This window comes from Nonomuraea wenchangensis, assembly GCF_900111685.1.
GTDB lineage: Bacteria > Actinomycetota > Actinomycetes > Streptosporangiales > Streptosporangiaceae > Nonomuraea > Nonomuraea wenchangensis.
This window is the reverse complement of record NZ_FOHX01000001.1, coordinates 208,122-225,346: the sequence shown is the minus strand read 5'-3', so window position 1 is coordinate 225,346 and position 17,225 is coordinate 208,122. Positions and strand designations below refer to the sequence as shown.

Sequence of the window (17,225 nt, the reverse complement as noted above, 5' to 3'; positions counted from 1 at the left end):
GTCATCTCACCTCATCCCTGATCGTGGCCTGGTTGTGGGAGCCGTACGTGGACGTGTGCGCGCCGACCGCCCCTGCCGTCGTCGTCTCCGGCTTCGCGTCCGGCGTCGAGGAGATCGCCAGGAGACGCTCCAGGACGGTCCTGTACTCGCGCAGCGCCTGCCGGAGCTGCTCGGTGTCCGGGGTGCCGACGTCCTTCCAGCGCTCGCGCAGGGCGGACGTACGGCTGTTGAGCCCGGCGGTCAGCGACTCCACGACCTCGCCCAGCAGGCCGTCGGCGCGCTGCACGGCGTCGCCGGGGTCGTCCACGAACGCGGCCTGCAGGTCGCGCCAGCGGGACTGCACCTCGGCCGGGTCCTGGTCGAACAGCGCCGTGTCGGCGGGGGCCGCGTGCGCCGGCGTCTCGGCAGGGACGGCGCCGGTGTCGGTGGTGTCGGTGTGCGGTGGCGGCGACGGAACGGTGGTCTGCTCGCTGCGCGCGAACTCGTCGTCGCCGTCGTCGATCACGGTCCCGGTGCGGTGGTCCCCGTCCAGGGGGTCCTTGTCCTCGTGCAGGGGGTCGTGCGTGTTCACCGGGTGGACCCGCTCGTCCTCGTCCACCTCGCGCCGATCGGGGTCGTCGAAGCCGCCGGTGTGATCGGGATCGAGGTGATCGGGGCCGGTGCGGTCGGGATGGTCGTCCAGGACGTCCCGCCCGGTCCCGGTCCCGGCCACCCGGACGTCCCCGGCCTCGGCGTCGTCCTCGTACCCGCGCTCGTACGCCTCACGGGCCCGTACGTCGTCGTCGCCCCGCTTGGCCGGGACCTTCAGCTCATCGCTGTCGCTGCTCATGTCTTCCCTCACCGTCCTCGGGTGGTTTCCTGGAGCAGCTCCTCGAACAGCGCGCGGTAGTGCACCATGGCCTGGCGGAGCTCCTCGGTGGAGGCTTCCTTCCTGGCCGCGCGCCCGCTGATCTCGTGAGCCGTCCGGTAGTGGTCCAGGGTGGACGCGTGCCGTACCGACAGGTCGGACAGGCGCTGCTCGAAGTCCTCGGTGGGGTAGCCCCGCTCGGCCATGACGGACGTGACCAGCTGGTCGGCCTCCGTCACCGCGAACATCGGGGCGTCCACGAAGCGCTCCTGCACCTCGGTCCACCGGGCCGCGTACGAGTCGCGGGTCTCCGGCGGGAGGGGGCGGATGTCGAGCTCCTTGAGCCGCTCCTCGCGGGCCCGCAGCTCCTCCTCGGCCTCGCGCCGGTTGTCGCGCTCGGATACCACGCGTTCGTACTCGGGGCCGAAACGCTCGCGGAGATGACTGCTGCGCTTCTGCCGCTGACCGACGAAATATGCCACAGCGGCGAGTGCCACCACCGCGACCACGACGACGGCCACCCACGCAAAGGTGGTCATGATCTTCGCCTCCGGTCTCTCAACTTGAGACCAGCGACTTCCCTCGAAAAGGTAGGTAAAACTCGCGCAACCCCACTAGGAGGCCCGGATCGGTCCTTTTGCCGCGACCGGCTACCGCCCCTCACCCAGTGCCCGGCGCGCCTCCTCCAGCACGACCGCCACGTGCGACCCGCCCGCCGCAGCCGGGACCTCGCTGAATCCCTCGGCGGCGTCGTACCGGACGTCCAGCCCGGCGTCCACCAGCCGCTGCGCCCACCGCAGCGCCGTGTTCAGCCGCTCGGCCGCCGGCGGCCTGCCCTGCGCCGCCGCCGACAGATTGCGCAGATTGGTGGCCGGCCCCGACTGGGCATGGGCCCGCGCCAGCTTCCACGGCAGGGCGCGGCTGTGGTCCATCATCGGCTTGGCCAGCCCCGCGGCCCGCTTGGCCTGCAGCACCCCCGATTCGCTAACCCCGAAGTGCCCCGCCAGCTCCTGCACGCTCATGCCCTGGGCGACCAGCCGTGCCAGCTCCCCCCGATCGATGGTCGGCTTCCGCCCCACCTGCCACCTCCACTACCGCTTCACGTGTGCGCGTGTACCTCCGATGTGCGCTAAGGTTATGACGTCCCGCCCCGCAGGGGGCGGCCGACAAACCGGGACGTAGCGCAGCTTGGTAGCGCACTTGACTGGGGGTCAAGGGGTCGCAGGTTCAAATCCTGTCGTCCCGACCAGGTTTTTACTGGTCGAGCAGGGTGTCGCCCACAAGGGTGGCACCCTTTCGCATGTGACCGTCGTCCCGCTGTGGCGGGCTCGACAGTGCCTCCTCCGCTGTTCGCTGCCCCTTCAGCTGCTCGGCGAGCTGGGCGACGTCGTCCGCGTCGATCGTCTGGGACAGGCCGTGATCCACCTCGTGCCGGGACAGGCGGCGACCGTTCCGGGTGGCCCAGAGACGACCCGCGGAACTACGCCAAATGCACCAACCGGGAAAGGCCGCTTGGAGGTCTTCGAGAATTACCGGGATGGTCATGGGATCAGCGTGCTTACCCGCGTGCGACAAACCCACCGCGTTATCAAGACGTCCAGGACGTTATGGCGTTACGCTCCAGACGTCCCTGGCGTCCCCCAGCACGAGGTGCACCGTGGCAAACGTCTCCCTGCGCAGCGCCATGCTGAACGCCCAGGTCACGAACCAGAACTTGGCCGACCGATGTGGAGTGGACGTCAAGACGGTGGAACGCTGGCTGCAAGACGAAACGCGCGTTCCGCACATGCGACATCAATGGGCCGCCGCAGAGGCACTAGGAGTTGAGACAGCCGTGCTATGGCCGGATGTAATGCGCAATACGGTAAAAACTGGGCCAGATAAGGAAGTCTTGACCGTTTATCCGTATCGCTCCGCATGTCCGAAATCGATCTGGCGCAATCTCATCAGCTCGGCGCGCGAGGAGATCCTCTTCGCCGGTTACACCAACTACTTCCTGTGGCTGGAACACCCCAACCTCGCGAAGGCGCTCAAGCGAAAGGCCCAGCAGGGCTGCAGGATCCGGTTCCTCATCGGCGACCCGGAGAGCGAGGTCACGCGGCGCCGTGAGGACGTGGAGAACGTCCCGCTGACCGTCTCCACCCGCATCCGGATCACGTTGTCGGAGGTCGAGCAGCTGCGCGACGTCCCCGGCGCCGACGCCCGGTTCGGTGACGAGCACATCGCCATGAGCGTGTTCCGGTTCGACTCGGAGATGCTCGTCACGCCACACCTGGCGAAGCTCGTCGGCCACGACTCGCCGATGCTGCACCTGCGGCGCTACCAGGACGACGGGTTGTTCGACCGGTTCGCCTACCACGCTTATGAGCTGTGGAGCAACGGCCGTGACGTGTGGAAGGAGCCCCAGCCCGCGGGCCAGTCTCGGGGTGATTGAGCGAGCGACAACCAGGCCGGACGGCTCTGGAAGGTCGGCAAGCCCTGCCGGAGTTTCGGGATCGCGAGCACCGATGAGTTCCGGCTCGGTCGATGGTCACAGTCCAGGACGTTCAGTTCGCGAACATGGCAGAGGAGCAACACATGATGATCATTGCGGGGCATGTCGTCGTCGACCCGCAACAGCGCGAGCGCTATCTCGCGGACTGCGTGGGTGTCATCGAGTTGGCCCGCCGCGCACCTGGCTGCCTGGACTTCGCCGTCAGCGCGGACCTGGTGGATGCCGGTCGCGTCAACATCTTGGAGCGCTGGGAGTCGTTGTCGGCCGTCGAGGCGTTCCGTACCGGCGGCCCCAGCGACGCGCAACGTGCTGTGATGCTCGCCGCCTCGGTGGCCGAGTACGAGATCGCGGACGTGCGCTCGCTCACCTGAGGAGTGTGCGGCGAACCCGGCGGCCGGGTAGGCAGCCTCATCGATCATGGGAAAACTGGCGGCGGTACGCTCGCCGGCGCTGCTGTGTGCCATGGCCGCCCCCGCGCTCTATCTGGTGGTCAACCTGATCGCGATCCAGGCCGCCGTCGCCGATCCCCCGGGCGACTGGATGCTGGGGCCTCTGGACAGGGAACGCGCGTCGGCGCGGATGTGGACGTTCAGCATCGCTTTCATCCTCGCCGCCGAGGCGGCCTTCCTCGGCGCTCTGGACGGCTGGTTGAACCGCCGTCCCGAGGTCGCCCGCGTCGTGCCGCGCGCGGTCGTGGGCGTCGGTTACCTGCTGAGCCTCGCCCTCGCCGTCGCGGCCGATCCCACGAGCTCGCTGTGGGAGCTCAACGACGACAGCGCTCTCGACCAACTGGTCCCCGCGTGGCACTTTCCCGCGCTGGTCGCCATCGGGGTGCTGACCCTGGTGGCGGTGGTGGGCTGGTTGGTCGGCGCGGGCCGGGACCGCTCCTGACCGAGCGGAGGTTTCTGGTTGATCGTGTCTTCTTGTCCGTTCTGGGAATGTGGAGGACATGGGGGAGCCGGCCGGCGAAGGCGAGGGGCGATGCGTGGAGCTGTAGTGGTCGGTACGGATGGCTCCCCGTCATCGGCGCCGGCCGTGGAATGGGCCGCCGCCGACGCGCGCAGGCGGGGGCTGCCGCTGCGGATCGTGCACGTCTGCGAGCAGTGGACGCACGACGTGGACATGTCGAAGTACTGCGCGGGCGCGCTGGAGGCCGCCGCGGACAGAGCCCGCGCGCTGAGCACGGAGGTCCAGGTCAGTACGGCGATGCCGGCCGGCAACGTGATCGAGGCGCTGGTGGCCGAGTCGGCGTCCGCCGACAGCCTGGTGCTCGGCAGCAGGGGCGCGGGCGGGTTCGCCGGCATGGTGCTCGGTTCCGTGGGGCTGGCCGTGGCAGGGCACGCCGCCTGCCCCGTCGTGATCGTCCACGGCGACGCCGGCCGCGAGCACGGTCTGGTCGTGGCCGGTGACGACGGCTCGCCGGGCGCCCGGGAGGCCGTGGCGTACGCCATCGAACAGGCCCGCGCCCGCCGGGCCCGCCTGCGGGTGATCTACGCCTGGCGGGTGCCGGTGGTGGAGTCCTCGTGGCCGGTTCAGGGCCCTCAGCTCGCGGCCTACTTCGAGGAGGACGCGCGGGCCGCCCACGAGCGGGCGGACCGCTGGCGGGAGGCGAACCCCGACCTCGTGATCGACGACGAACAACTGCGCGACCATCCCGTGGCCGCGCTCTCCGACGCCACGGCCATGGCGGATCTCGTCGTCGTCGGCTCGCGCGGCCTGGGCGGGTTCTCCTCCGCGGTGCTCGGCTCGGTCAGCCATGGCGTGCTGCACCACGCGCAGTGCCCGGTGGCCGTGGTACGGCCACGCCAGGGCGCCGGCTGACCGGGGAGGGACCATGAGCGGTCTGATCATCGCAGGCGTGGACGGTTCGGCGCCCAGCCTCGCGGCCGTCGAGTGGGCCGCCGACGACGCGGCCAGGACCGGCGCGGAGCTGCGGATCGTGCACGTGCTGGACCTGCGGCCGTACGAGGTCTTCACGGGGCAGCAGGATCCCCTGCGGCGGGCGGCGGGCAGGGTGGCGGCAGTCGCGGAGGAGGTCGCCCACGCCCGGCAGCCGGGCGTGGAGGTGAGCTCCCGCGTGGTGGAGGGCGTTCCCGGGGCCGTGCTGCGGGAGCTGGAGGCGAGCGAGCTGGTCGTCGGCAACCGCGGCGTGGGCGGCTTCGCCGGCGCCCTGCTCGGCTCGGTCACCATGGAGGTGGCCGCGCGGGCGCGCTGCCCCGTGGTCGTGGTACGCGCCGAGCCGCGCGAGGAGACCGGCGTGATCGGGGTCGGCGTCGACGAGTCCGACACCTGCGAGCCGGCCCTCGGCTACGCCTTCGAGCGGGCCAGGTCGTCCGGCGCCACGCTGCGCCCGGTCCACGCCTGGCAGGTGCCCGTGCACGCCTTCGCCCCCGAGATCACCTACGACCTGGACGAGGTCCGCGCCGCCCGGCAGCGGCTCGTCAGCACGCGGCTCGCGCCCTGGCGGGAGAGGTTCCCGGACGTGGAGGTCGCCGAGGACGTCCAGAACGCCCACCCCATCGACGCGCTCACCGGCGTCCCGTGTGACCTGATCGTGGTCGGTTCGCACGGGCGCAGCGCGCTCGGCTCGCTGTTCCTCGGATCGGTCAGCAGAGGGGTGCTCCACTACGCGCGCTGCCCGGTCGCGGTGGTCCGCCCCCAGGACTGAACCGAAGGGCCGGACGGCCGCGGCGAAGGGCCTTTGGCCTCTACGGCGCCGCCTGGTCCGTGCGGTTTGCTGATCACGTGGGTCGAGGGCAGGCGGCTCGCGCCCGCCTTCCTCCGTGCGGAAGACCCCGGTGAAACGCCTGTGACCTGTGAGAATGGTACGACGCCTACGAGGGGGAGCAGGAGAGATGGGCGCTTCGGAGACCGGCCGCCGATCGGGCTTGTCCTCGCGGGAGGCGGGCGAGCGGCTGCGCAGGGACGGGCCGAACCTCCTGCCCGCCCGCCCTCCGGTGGCGCTGTGGCGGCGGGTGGCCGGACAGCTCCGCGACCCGCTGATCATCGTGCTGCTGGTGGCCGCGACGCTGACCGCGGTCACCGGCGACTGGGCGGACATGGCCGTGATCATGCTGGTGATCGTGGTCAACACCAGCGTCGGCGTGGTGCAGGAGGTCCGCGCGGACCGCGCCATCACCGCGCTGACCGAGCTCACCGCGCCCGTGGCCCGCGTCGTACGTGACGGGACGCAGCGGCAGATCCCGGCGGCCGACGTCGTGACCGGCGATGTGCTGGTGCTGGCCGAAGGCGACATCGTGCCGGCCGACGCCCGCGTGGAGGAGGCCGCGGCGCTGCTGGTGGACGAGTCGGCGCTCACCGGCGAGTCGGTCCCCGTGGACAAGGACCCGGGCGAGAAGGTGTCGGCGGGCACGGTCGTGGCGCGCGGGCGGGGCCTGGCCGAGGTCACGGCGACGGGCTCGGCGAGCGCGGCCGGGCGCATCGCCGCGCTGATGGAGAAGGGCTCCGGCCTGACGCCGTTGCAGCGTCGCCTGATGGGGGTGGGGCGGCTGCTGGCCGGGGTCACCGTGTTCCTGTGCGTGGTGGTCGGGGCGCTCGGCCTGGTGCGGGGACAGCCGGTCGAGCTGATGGTGGTGACCGCGATCAGCCTGGTGGTGGCGGCCGTGCCCGAGTCGCTGCCGGCCGTGGTCACGCTGAGCCTGGCGCTGGGCGCGCGGCGGATGGCGGCGCGGCAGGCTCTCGTACGACGCCTGCACGCCGTCGAGACGCTCGGCTCCGTCACGGTCCTCGCCACCGACAAGACCGGCACCCTCACCGAGGGCCGGATGGTCGTCCGCCACCTGTGGACCCCCACGGCCGAGGCCACGCTCACCGGCACCGGATACGATCCCGCCGGGCGGATCGAGGGCGGTCCGCCCGCCGCGTTCACGGACCTGCTCACCGCCGCCGCCCTCTGCAACGACGCCCGCCTCCTGGAGGACGAGGACGGCCGGTGGCAGGCGCTCGGCGACCCCACCGAGGCGGCGCTGCTCGCCGCCGCCGCGAAGGCCGGCCTCGGCCCCGCCGACCTGCACGAGCGCTACGACCGCCTGGCCGAACGCCCCTTCGACAGCGTGCGCAAACGCATGAGCACCCTGCACGCGCGGCCCGGCGGCGGGGCCGTGGTGGTCTGCAAGGGCGCCCCGGAGTCCCTGCTGCGCCCGCCGGTGCTCGCCGGCGACCCCGCCGCTCACCTCCGGGCCGCCGAGCAGGCCGAACGGTTCGCCCGCGCGGGCTACCGGGTGCTGGCCGTGGCCCGCGCCGACCTCGCGGCCGTGCCCCGCGAGGTGCCCGAGGAGGGGCTGGACCTGCTGGGGCTGGTCGCCATCGTCGATCCGCCGCGCCAGGCCGCCGCCGGCGCCGTCGCCGCCTGCCGCAGGGCCGGGATCAAGCCGGTGCTCATCACCGGCGACCATCCGGGCACGGCCCGCGCCATCGCCACCGAGCTCGGCATCATCGCCCCGGACGCCCCGGTCGCCGACTGCCGTGAGCTGCCCGTACGGCCCGGCGCGGCCGTCTACGCGCGGGCCACCCCCGAGCAGAAGCTCGACCTCATCGAAGGCATGCGCGCGGACGGCGACGTGGTGGCGATGACCGGCGACGGCGTCAACGACGGCCCCGCGCTGCGCCGCGCCGACATCGGCGTGGCCATGGGCAGGCGCGGCACCGAGGTCGCCCGGCAGGCCGCCGACCTGGTGCTGGCCGACGACGACCTGGACACGGTGGTGGCCGCCGTCGAGGAGGGCCGGCGGGTCTACGCCAACATCCGCCGCTTCCTCGTCTACGGCCTGTCCGGCGGCGCGGCCGAGATCGCCGTCATGCTGCTGGGGCCGCTCTTCGGGCTGGCGCTGCCGCTGCTGCCCGCCCAGATCCTGTGGATCAACCTGCTCACCCACGGCCTGCCCGGCGTCGCGCTCGGTGGCGAGCCCGCCGACCCCGCCCTGATGGACCGCCCGCCCCGCCCGCCCGACCAGAGCATCCTGCGCGCCGGCCTGTGGCAGCGTGTCGTCCGCATCGCCGTCGTGCTGACCGCCGTCACGCTCGGCGTCGCCGTCTGGGCCCTGCACACCGGCCGTCCGTGGCAGAGCATGGCGTTCTTCGCCCTCGGCGCCACCCAGCTCGGCGTGGCGCTCGGCTCGCGCGCCCGCCCCGGCTCGACGGCCAACCTCATGCTGCCGCTCGCCGTGGCGGGGGCGCTCGTGCTCCAGCTCGCGGGCCTGTACGTGCCGCTGCTGCGCGAACTTCTGAGCACCGAGCCCCTGGCCGCCGCCGACCTGCTGATCGTGGCCGTGCTGTCGTTCCTCGGCTACGCCGCCGCTCGCCTGGACCGGTTCCTGCACCGCGAGCCCGTCCCACCGGCCCGGCCGAACTGACCGCGAAATCGCCAGGACATTCAGCGAAATAAACATCGCATAAACATATCCGCTTATCGCATGCTTAACGGCGGCTCGCTATAAATCCGGCATGACCACATTGAAATGGCTCGGCGCCGCCCTTTTGCTGGCGGGCATGGCCGGCTGCGGCGGCGGACCGGCCGCGCCGGGCCCGGCGGGGACGCAGGGCGACGGGGTGAAGTACGCGCAATGCATGCGTGAGCACGGCGTCGAGATGGACGACCCCGGCGTCGAGGGGCGCATCCACCTGAAAATCCCCTCGGGCGGCAAAGCGGCGCTGGAAAAGGCCCAGGAGGCGTGCAAGAAGTACGCGCCCGTCACGACAGGAAAGGCCGCGGGCGAAGTCCCCGCGGCCGATCAGGCGAAATTCATCGCGTACGCGAAATGCATGCGCGAGCACGGCGTCGACATGCCGGACCCGAAATTCGAGGGCGGACAGGCCCAGCTTGGCCTGTCCGGGCAGAAGGGGGTCACCCCCGACTCGCCGGTGATGAAGAACGCCGACAAGGCGTGCCGGCCGCTGCTGCCGCAGGGCGGCGAGCAGTGAGAAGCCGCGCCCGCCTGCCGGTCGCCGTGGTGGCGGGCGGCGCCGTCGTGGCCGCCGTCGTGGCCGCCGGCGCCGCCCGCGACGGCGAGCCGCCCGAGACCGCTGCGCCCACGAGGACGGCCCCCGTCACCCGGTCCGACCTCGTGGACGAGCTCACCGTGCCCGGCACCCTGGGCTACGCCGCCCGCCGCGCCCTGCCCAACGAGGCCCGCGGCGTGATCAGCGACACCCGGCCCGAGGGCGGCGTCGTCCGCAGGGGCGAATGGCTCTACGAGGTCGCCGGCAGGCCCGTGCTGCTCATGTACGGCGAGACGCCCGTCTACCGGCGGCTGTCCCGTGGGTCCCGGGGCAAGGACGTCAAGCAGCTCGAACGTAACCTCAAGGCCCTCGGCCAGGACCCCGGCACGATCGACGACGTCTTCACCGCCGAGACGGAGAAGGCGGTCGAAGCCTGGCAGCGCGCGAGCGGCCTGCCCAGGACCGGCCGGGTGGACGGCGAGCAGGTGATCGTGGCGCCCGGCCCCGTCCGCGTCGCCGAGGTGACCGGGGTCAAGGGCGCGCGGGCCGGCGCGTCGGCCGTCACCGTGACCGACACGACGCTGATCGTGCACATCGACCTGCCGGTCACCAACCGGCGGCTGGTGACGCCGCGGGCGCAGGTCGGCCTGGAGAGCCCGTCGGGCGAGCGCGTCACCGGCCGGATCACCTCGATCGGCAGCGTCGCCCGCCTGCCGAAGGAGCAGGGCGGCGGGCCGACCCTCGACGTCGAGGTGACCCTGGACGGCGAGCTCGGCGGCTACGACCAGGCGCCGGTCGCCGTGGCGATCCGCGGCGAGACGCGGCCCGGCGTGCTGTCGGTCCCGGTCGAGGCGCTGCTCGCGGTACGCGAAGGAGGCTACGCCGTGCGCGTCGTCGAGGGCGCGGGCCGGCGCCTCGTCAAGGTGACGACGGGCCTGTTCGCCGCCGGGCGGGTGGAGATCACCGGCACCGGGCTGCGGGCCGGGACGAACGTCGAGGTGCCCGGTGATTGAGCTGATCGGCGCGGAGAAGACGTACCCGGGCGGGGTCCGCGCGCTGCGCGGCGTGGATCTGCGGGTGGCGGCGGGCGAGCTGGTCGCCATCGTCGGCCCGTCCGGCTCGGGCAAGTCGACCATGCTGCACCTCATCGGCACCCTGGACCGCCCGTCGGCGGGGACCGTGCGCATCGCCGGGCACGACGTCGCGGGCCTCGACGACGCGGGCCTGGCCGAGCTGCGCGCCCGCCACATCGGCTTCGTCTTCCAGTCCTTCCACCTGTCGGAGCACCTGAGCGCGCTCGGCAACGTGGCCGACGGCCTGCTCTACGCGGGCGTACGACGGGGCGAGCGCACCCGGCGCGCGGCCGAGGCGCTGCGGCGCGTGGGGCTCGGCCATCGCCTGGATCATCGGCCCGGCCAGTTGTCCGGCGGCGAGAAGCAGCGGGTCGCCGTGGCCAGGGCGATCGTGGGGGAGCCCGCGCTGCTCCTGGCCGACGAGCCCACGGGCAACCTGGACAGCGCCGCGGGGGCCGAGGTCCTGGCGATCCTGCGCCGACTGCACGGCGACGGCACCACGGTCGCCGTCATCACCCATGACAACGAGGTCGCCGCCGCCGCCCCCCGGCGGATCCGGCTGCGGGACGGGCGGATCGTATGAGGCTCGCGGCGTCCGACGTCATCCTGGTGGGCGTGGAAGGGCTGCGCTCGCGCCCCGCCCGCGCGCTGCTGTCGGCCCTGGGGGTCGCGATCGGCATCGCCACCATGGTGGCCGTCGTCGGCATCTCCGCCAGCAGCAGGGCGGACCTGCTTGACCAGCTCGACCGGCTCGGCACCGGCCTGCTGCGGGTCGCGCCCGGCGACACCGTGTTCGGCGGGGCCGCCCGGTTGCCGAAGACCGCCACCAGGATGGTCAGGGCCGTCGAAGCGGTGGAGTCGGTGGCGTCCACCGGGCTGACCGGCGTGCCCGCCTACCGCACCGGCCACATCCCCCAGGCCAGGACCGCCGGGCTCCTGGTCCAGGCCGCCACGGCGGACCTGCTCGGGACGCTCAAGACCCCGCTGCGGCGGGGGCTGTGGCTGAACGCGGCGACCGAGCGGCAGCGGGCCGTCGTCCTCGGGGGGCTGGCCGCCGGGCGGCTCGGCGCGGGGCCCGGGGACCAGGTGTGGATCGGCGGGCAGTGGTGGACGGTCGTCGGCGTCCTGGACAACTCCACGCTGGCGCCGGAGATCGACCGGTCGGTGCTGATCGGCTTCCCCGCGGCGGAGCGTTACCTGGCGTTCGACGGCCACCCGACCACCATCTACACGCGGGCCGCGGACGAGCACGTCGTCGGCGTCCGGGACGTGCTGGCCAGGACGGTGAGCCCGGAGCATCCGGAGGAGGTCAAGGTCAGCCGCCCCTCGGACGCCCTGGCCGCGCGGGCCGCGGCCACGGACGCCTTCACCGGCGTCCTGCTCGGCGTCGGGGCGGTCGCGCTGCTGGTCGGCGGCGTCGGAGTGGCCAACACCATGGTCATCTCGGTGCTCGAACGGCGGCGGGAGATCGGACTCAGGCGGGCGCTGGGAGCCACCCGGGGCCAGGTGCGCACGCAGTTCCTGACCGAGTCGCTGCTGCTGTCCTGCCTGGGCGGCGCGGCCGGCGCCGGCTGCGGTGCGGCGGTCACGCTCGGCTTCGCGGTCTGGCGGGACCTCCACGCCGTGATCCCCTTGTGGGCCTTGGGCGGCGGCCTGGCGGCGACGCTCCTCGTGGGGGCCGTGGCGGGGATCTTCCCCGCGATGCGGGCGGCCAGGCTTCCGCCCACGCTGGCCCTCGCGACCGCTTAGCAGCCTCTTACGCGGCGAGGGAGATCATGTCCGGTATGCGGGTGCTCATCGCAGAGGACGAGCGCGTCCTCGCCGAGGTCGTGGCGAGCGGGCTGCGGAAGGAGGCGATGGCGGTGGACGTCGTCCATGACGGCTCCGCCGCCGTCGAGCGGGCCATGACGCACGACTACGACGTGATCGTCCTGGACCGGGACCTGCCGGCCGTGCACGGCGACGACGTGTGCCGCGCGCTCGCCGCCGGGCGGGTCCCGGCCCGGATCATCATGCTGACGGCGGCGAGCGACCTGCGCTCCAAGGTCGAAGGGCTGGGCCTGGGCGCCGACGACTACCTGACGAAACCGTTCGACTTCCCGGAGCTCGTGGCCCGCCTGCGCGCGCTCGCCCGCCGCACCCCGCAGGCCGTGCCGCCCGTCCTGGAGCGGGCCGGGGTCACCCTGGACGCGGGCCGCCGCCAGGTGTTCCGCGACTCCCGGTACGTCGCGCTCAGCCCGAAGGAGTTCGCCGTGCTGGAGGTCCTCATGCGGGCCGAGGGCACCGTCGTGAGCGCCGAGGTCCTGCTGGAGAAGGCATGGGACGAGAACGTCAACTACTTCACGAACTCCGTGCGGATGACCGTGATGACCCTGCGGAAGAAGCTCGGCCATCCGCCCGTGATCGAGACCGTGCCCGGCGCGGGTTACCGGCTCTGACCGCGGGGCGGGTGCCGATCCGCCGGCGGCTGGCCCTCACCTACGGAAGCGTGTTCTTCCTCGCCGCCGGCATCCTGGTGGCGATCAACTACGTGGTGGTCGACCAGATCGTCAACCAGCAGGTCCTCGCCGAGGGGGCGATGATCCACCAGGTCGGGGAGGTCGTCCCGCAGCCGGGCCCGCCGCCGGGCGGGAGCCGCGCGCTCCTGGCCTCGTCCGTGAACGACCAGATCGGCCGCTACCGGGAGCTGGTGATGAGCTGGCTGCTGCGCTGGTCCCTGCTGGCGACCGCCATCGTGGGGCTGGCCGGGGTGGCGACCGGATGGCTCATCGCCCGCAGGGCGCTGAGGCCGCTGCAGACCGTCACCGAGACGGCCAGGAAACTGTCGGAGGAGACGCTGCACCGCCGCATCTCGCTGGGCGGCCCGCACGACGAGGTCAGGGAACTCGCCGACACCTTCGACTCGATGCTGGAACGGCTGGACCGCGCCTTCGACGGCCAGCGCCGGTTCGTCGCCAACGTCTCCCACGAGCTCAGGACGCCCCTCGCGATCAACCGGGCGCTGCTGCAGGTCTCCCTCGCCGACGACGCACTCCCACGGCCGCTGCGCCCCGTCAGGGACGAACTGCTCGCCGCGAACGGCCGGCAGGAGCGCCTGATCGAAGGGCTGCTCCTGCTGGCCCAGAGCGAGCGGGAGGTGACCGTCCGGGAGCCGGTGGACCTGCGCGACCTCGCCGACCGGCCCGATCTGCCGCCGGCCCCCACGGTCGGCGACCCCGTCCTGCTGGAGCGGATGGTCGCCAACCTGCTGGACAACGCGGCCAAGTACAACGACGAGCGCGGCCTGATCGAGGTCCGCACCGCCACGTCCGCCGACCAGGTCGCCATCACCGTCGAGAACACCGGGCCCGTGGTGCCGGCCGGGCAGGTCGCCCTGCTGTTCGAGCCTTTCAGCCGGCTCGAACGCGACCGCGTCGGTTCGGCCTCGGGCGCCGGGCTGGGGCTGTCGATCGTCCGGGCGATCGTACGGGCCCACGGCGGCACGGTCGCCACCGTGCCACGCGAGGACGGCGGCCTTGCCGTGACCGTCCGGCTCTCTCGCGCGGCGCTCCATGGTGTTAGCGTCGGAGGCGGGTGCGGTGAGGCCCGGTCGGCACGGTCGTGGTGATGTCGGCTTCGAGGAGCACGCGCGATGCAACTGATCTGGCTGTCCGACGTCGACGCTTCGATGATCGACGTCGTGGGAGGCAAGGGCGCCGGTTTAGGAGAGATGATCAGGGCGGGTGAGCGCGTCCCCGACGGCTTCTGCCTGACCGTCGAGTCCTACCGGTCGGGGGAGCTCCCGGAGCGGGAGCTCGTCGAGGCATACGAGCGGCTGGGCGGCGGGCGGGTGGCGGTCCGTTCCAGCGCCACCGCCGAGGACCTGCCGGAGGCCAGCTTCGCCGGCCAGCAGGACACCTACCTCGACGTCGAGGGCGCCGGCGAGCTCGTCGGCGCGGTACGCCGCTGCTGGGACTCCCTGTTCACCGAGCGGGCCGTCGCCTACCGCGCCACCAACCGGGCCGCCGCCGGGATCGACGACGCGGCCATGGCCGTGGTGGTGCAGCGCATGGTCGATCCGGTCGCGGCGGGCGTGCTCTTCACCGCCAACCCGATCACCGGCTGCCGTGCGGAGATGGTCCTCGACGCCGCCCCCGGACTGGGCACCGCCATCGTCGACGGCAGCGTCGTGCCGGACCACTACGTGCTGCGCGAGGGGGCGCCGGCCGCGGCGAACCCCGGCGGCTGCCTGCGCGCGGACCAGCTCGAACGGCTGCGCGCGGCCGGGCTGCGGCTCCAGGAGCACTTCGGCTCGCCGCAGGACGTCGAGTGGGCCATCGACGCCGACGACACGTTGTGGCTGCTGCAGTCGCGCCCGGTCACCACGCTCTTCCCGCTGCCGCCCGACACCGGTGACATGCGGCTCTACCTGGAGTTCGGCCACATGCAGGGCATGCTGCGCCCGTGCACGCCGATGGGCGTCTCGTTGCTGAAGACGGGCGCGAGCCTGTGGTTCGAGGTCATGGGGGCCAAGGTCGACCGGCGTGACCCGCTGCCCCGGCTGGTGCCCATCGGCGGCCGGATCTTCTACGACATGACGGACTACCTGCGGAACAAGGCCATGCGCCGGCGGCTCGGGCCCGCCCTGGAGGTCTACGGGCCGCGGGTGCAGACGGCCGTGCTGAGCATGATGGACGATCCGCGGTTCGCGCCCCGGCCCGGCCTGCCGTTCCGCCTCGGCAGCGTGCTCAAGGGCACGGCGCGGCTGTTGCCGCGCACGCTCGCCGGAGTGGTGTCGAGCCTGGCCGACCCGGTCCGGGCCCGCGCCCGCGCCGACCGGGGACTCGCCGAGGTCAGGCGGCTGATCACGCCGCCCGGCCCGTCGGCGACCGCCGCCGAGCGGCTGCGCTGGGTGATCGAGGACTCGCACCGGTCGATCATGAGCCCGGACCTGCACGGCATCGTCGGCCCCCTGGTGGCCGGGATGCTCGCCGGAGCGCTCCCGGCCGGGCTGCTCGGCGGCGTCGCCACCCGCGAGGAGCTCGACACCGTGCTCGGCGGCATGCCGCACAACGTGACCACGGAGATGGACCTCGCGCTCTGGGGCCTCGCCGTACGGGCGCGCGAGCACCGCGACCTGTTCCTGGACACGCCGCCGGAGGCGCTGGCCGCCGCGTACGTCGCGAACGAGCTCCCGGACATCGGCCTGGCGGGCTTCCTGGCGAAGTACGGCATGCGCGCGGCGGGCGAGATCGACGTCGGCGTCCCCCGCTGGGAGGAGGACCCGGCGCCGCTGTTCGCCACGATCGCCAACTACCTGCGCGTGGAGGATCCCGGGCAGGCGCCCGACGTGCGGTTCGAGGCGGCGGCGGCCAGGGCCGAGCGGATGATCGGGACGCTGGCGCGGCGGGCGCGGGCCAGGCGGCCGGTGCGCGGACGGCTGGCGGTGTTCCTCCTGCGCCGCTCGCGCCAGCTCACCGGGCTGCGGGAGATCGGCAAGTTCGCCTGGCTGCCGGCGCTCCAGGCGGCCCGGCGCCAGCTCCTCCTCGTCGGCGACGACCTGGTCAGGGAGGGCCGGCTGGAGCAGGCCGGCGACATCATGTTCCTGACACTCCCGGAGGCCCGCGCGGCCGTGGACGGCGAGCGCGACGTCCGGGGGACGGTCGCGGCGCGGCGCGCCGAGCACGAGCGGGAGGCGAGGCGCCGCACCGTTCCCGGAGCGTTGCTGTCCGACGGGACCGACGTGGAGGCGCTCGCCCCCGCGCCGCCGGCGCGGGACGGCGTGCTGACCGGCATGTCGGGGGCCGCCGGGCAGGCGACCGGCCCGGCGCGGGTGATCCGCGACCCGATGGGCGCGCATCTCGAACCGGGCGAGATCCTGGTGGCGCCGACCACGGACCCGGGCTGGACGCCGCTGTTCATGACCGCGGCCGGGCTGGTGACCGAGACCGGCTCGCCGGTGGCCCACGGCCCCACCGTCGCCCGCGAGTACGGCATCCCCGCCGTCATCTGCGTCCGCGACGCCACCTCCGAGATCAGGACCGGGCAGGTGATCACGGTGGACGGCACGGCGGGGACGGTACGGGTGGAGCCCTACTGAGCCGTCGGCGACCGTCGGCGGGCGGCGTTCCCGATGACGACCGCCGCCGCCGTGCCCGCCATGAGCACGGCCACCAGCGCGAACGGGAAGTGTGACCCGTTCACCGGGAAGAGCTGCCACGCCAGGTTGAGCGTCGTGTGGAAGAGCGCCATGGCGAGGACGCTGCCGCCCGTCGCGGCGAACAGCCACACCATGATCACGCGCGCCGCCACGGTGCCGAGCGACCACCAGGCGATCCACGGCACCGTACGGCCGACCTGGAGCAGCGGCACCCAGTGCCAGACGGCCCAGACCAGGCCGACGGCCAGCCCCGCTCCCGCCACGCCCCAGCGGGCCAGCAGGGGCTCGGTGGCGTGGCCCGACCAGCCCAGCTCCTCGCACAACGCTCCCGCGAACAGCGCGACGGCCAGCGCCGCCGCCGGGACCAGGGACACGTCCGGGTCCGGCAAGGGGACGCCGGCCAGGCGCAGCAGGACGTACGAGAGAGCCACCACGGCCGGGTACAGCAGCACGACCGGCAGGAACCACCTCTTGTCCCGTACGCGGGAGGCGTCGAAGGCCCGCCCCAGGAACGCCCGCACCCCGGCGCCCCCGGCCGCGCGGCGGGCGAGCACGATGCCCGCCACCGCCGGGCAGACGAAGGCGAGCCCCGCCAGGGGAACGCCCGGCAGGATCTGCGCGCCGGTCAGCGAGCCCGCCGCCACGAAGGGGACCGACAGCAGGAACACCAGCAGGAAGTAGGTAATGGTACTTGAGATACCATGTCTCATGGCT

At 73.1% G+C, this 17,225-nt stretch carries 18 protein-coding genes and 1 tRNA gene; 14 read left to right on the top strand and 5 right to left on the bottom strand.

The window, feature by feature from the left end; all coding sequences use genetic code 11:
• Position 1: 1 nt before the first annotated feature.
• The 3 genes from BMW85_RS01120 to BMW85_RS01110 all read right to left on the bottom strand — a co-directional run bounded on the left by BMW85_RS01120 (position 2) and on the right by BMW85_RS01110 (position 1,926).
• Positions 2 to 829 carry a hypothetical protein gene (locus BMW85_RS01120; RefSeq protein ID WP_091075638.1) on the bottom strand — a complete coding sequence of 276 codons (828 nt, stop codon included), beginning with the start codon at positions 827 to 829 and terminating at the stop codon, positions 2 to 4.
• An 8-nt stretch (positions 830 to 837) separates the two neighbouring features.
• A complete protein-coding gene (locus BMW85_RS01115) occupies positions 838 to 1,386 on the bottom strand; it encodes a hypothetical protein (RefSeq protein WP_091075635.1) in 549 nt (182 codons plus the stop codon).
• A gap of 111 nt (positions 1,387 to 1,497) precedes the next feature.
• The gene (locus tag BMW85_RS01110; protein WP_091075634.1) at positions 1,498 to 1,926 is read right to left on the bottom strand and encodes a helix-turn-helix domain-containing protein; all 429 of its coding nucleotides are present in this window, start codon (positions 1,924 to 1,926) and stop codon (positions 1,498 to 1,500) included.
• 93 nt (positions 1,927 to 2,019) lie between these two features.
• Here BMW85_RS01110 and BMW85_RS01105 point away from each other — a divergent pair.
• Positions 2,020 to 2,096 (top strand) — tRNA-Pro (locus BMW85_RS01105).
• 5 nt (positions 2,097 to 2,101) lie between these two features.
• Here BMW85_RS01105 and BMW85_RS01100 read toward each other — a convergent pair.
• Positions 2,102 to 2,392, bottom strand: coding sequence for a hypothetical protein (locus BMW85_RS01100; RefSeq protein ID WP_143082061.1), 291 nt, complete (start codon positions 2,390 to 2,392; stop codon positions 2,102 to 2,104).
• A 112-nt stretch (positions 2,393 to 2,504) separates the two neighbouring features.
• Here BMW85_RS01100 and BMW85_RS01095 point away from each other — a divergent pair, with 112 nt between their 5' ends.
• The 13 genes from BMW85_RS01095 to BMW85_RS01035 all read left to right on the top strand — a co-directional run bounded on the left by BMW85_RS01095 (position 2,505) and on the right by BMW85_RS01035 (position 16,451).
• The gene (locus BMW85_RS01095) at positions 2,505 to 3,281 is read left to right on the top strand and encodes a hypothetical protein (protein WP_091075631.1); all 777 of its coding nucleotides are present in this window, start codon (positions 2,505 to 2,507) and stop codon (positions 3,279 to 3,281) included.
• A gap of 143 nt (positions 3,282 to 3,424) precedes the next feature.
• Positions 3,425 to 3,712 carry a putative quinol monooxygenase gene (locus BMW85_RS01090; RefSeq protein WP_091077079.1) on the top strand — a complete coding sequence of 96 codons (288 nt, stop codon included), beginning with the start codon at positions 3,425 to 3,427 and terminating at the stop codon, positions 3,710 to 3,712.
• A gap of 46 nt (positions 3,713 to 3,758) precedes the next feature.
• The gene (locus tag BMW85_RS01085) at positions 3,759 to 4,232 is read left to right on the top strand and encodes a hypothetical protein (protein ID WP_091075629.1); all 474 of its coding nucleotides are present in this window, start codon (positions 3,759 to 3,761) and stop codon (positions 4,230 to 4,232) included.
• Positions 4,233 to 4,322: 90 nt separating this feature from the next.
• Entirely contained in the window at positions 4,323 to 5,162 is an 840-nt protein-coding gene (locus BMW85_RS01080) for a universal stress protein (RefSeq protein ID WP_091075626.1), read from the top strand.
• Positions 5,163 to 5,175: 13 nt separating this feature from the next.
• A complete protein-coding gene (locus BMW85_RS01075) occupies positions 5,176 to 6,009 on the top strand; it encodes a universal stress protein (protein WP_091075624.1) in 834 nt (277 codons plus the stop codon).
• Positions 6,010 to 6,196: 187 nt separating this feature from the next.
• Positions 6,197 to 8,713, top strand: a complete 2,517-nt coding sequence (locus BMW85_RS01070) for a cation-translocating P-type ATPase (RefSeq protein ID WP_177240443.1) — start codon at positions 6,197 to 6,199, stop codon at positions 8,711 to 8,713.
• Between the two features lie 91 nt (positions 8,714 to 8,804).
• Positions 8,805 to 9,281, top strand: a complete 477-nt coding sequence (locus tag BMW85_RS01065; protein ID WP_143082060.1) for a hypothetical protein — start codon at positions 8,805 to 8,807, stop codon at positions 9,279 to 9,281.
• Positions 9,278 to 10,312, top strand: coding sequence for a peptidoglycan-binding protein (locus BMW85_RS01060; RefSeq protein WP_245774540.1), 1,035 nt, complete (start codon positions 9,278 to 9,280; stop codon positions 10,310 to 10,312). Before BMW85_RS01065 ends, BMW85_RS01060 begins: the two co-directional genes overlap by 4 nt.
• Entirely contained in the window at positions 10,305 to 10,955 is a 651-nt protein-coding gene (locus BMW85_RS01055; protein ID WP_091075617.1) for an ABC transporter ATP-binding protein, read from the top strand. Before BMW85_RS01060 ends, BMW85_RS01055 begins: the two co-directional genes overlap by 8 nt.
• Positions 10,952 to 12,121 (top strand): ABC transporter permease, encoded by a 1,170-nt coding sequence (locus BMW85_RS01050; RefSeq protein WP_091075615.1) that lies wholly within the window; start codon positions 10,952 to 10,954, stop codon positions 12,119 to 12,121. The genes BMW85_RS01055 and BMW85_RS01050 overlap by 4 nt, the downstream gene beginning before the upstream one ends.
• A gap of 35 nt (positions 12,122 to 12,156) precedes the next feature.
• Entirely contained in the window at positions 12,157 to 12,810 is a 654-nt protein-coding gene (locus BMW85_RS01045; protein ID WP_091075613.1) for a response regulator transcription factor, read from the top strand.
• Positions 12,811 to 12,821: 11 nt separating this feature from the next.
• Complete coding sequence (locus BMW85_RS01040) at positions 12,822 to 13,979, top strand: sensor histidine kinase (protein WP_091075611.1); 1,158 nt, start codon at positions 12,822 to 12,824, stop codon at positions 13,977 to 13,979.
• A 24-nt stretch (positions 13,980 to 14,003) separates the two neighbouring features.
• Complete coding sequence (locus BMW85_RS01035; RefSeq protein WP_091075608.1) at positions 14,004 to 16,451, top strand: PEP/pyruvate-binding domain-containing protein; 2,448 nt, start codon at positions 14,004 to 14,006, stop codon at positions 16,449 to 16,451.
• Here the strand turns inward: BMW85_RS01035 and BMW85_RS01030 are convergent.
• Positions 16,445 to 17,221, bottom strand: a complete 777-nt coding sequence (locus BMW85_RS01030) for a CPBP family glutamic-type intramembrane protease (RefSeq protein WP_177240442.1) — start codon at positions 17,219 to 17,221, stop codon at positions 16,445 to 16,447. The genes BMW85_RS01035 and BMW85_RS01030 overlap by 7 nt on opposite strands.
• Between the last annotated feature and the right edge of the window lie 4 nt (positions 17,222 to 17,225).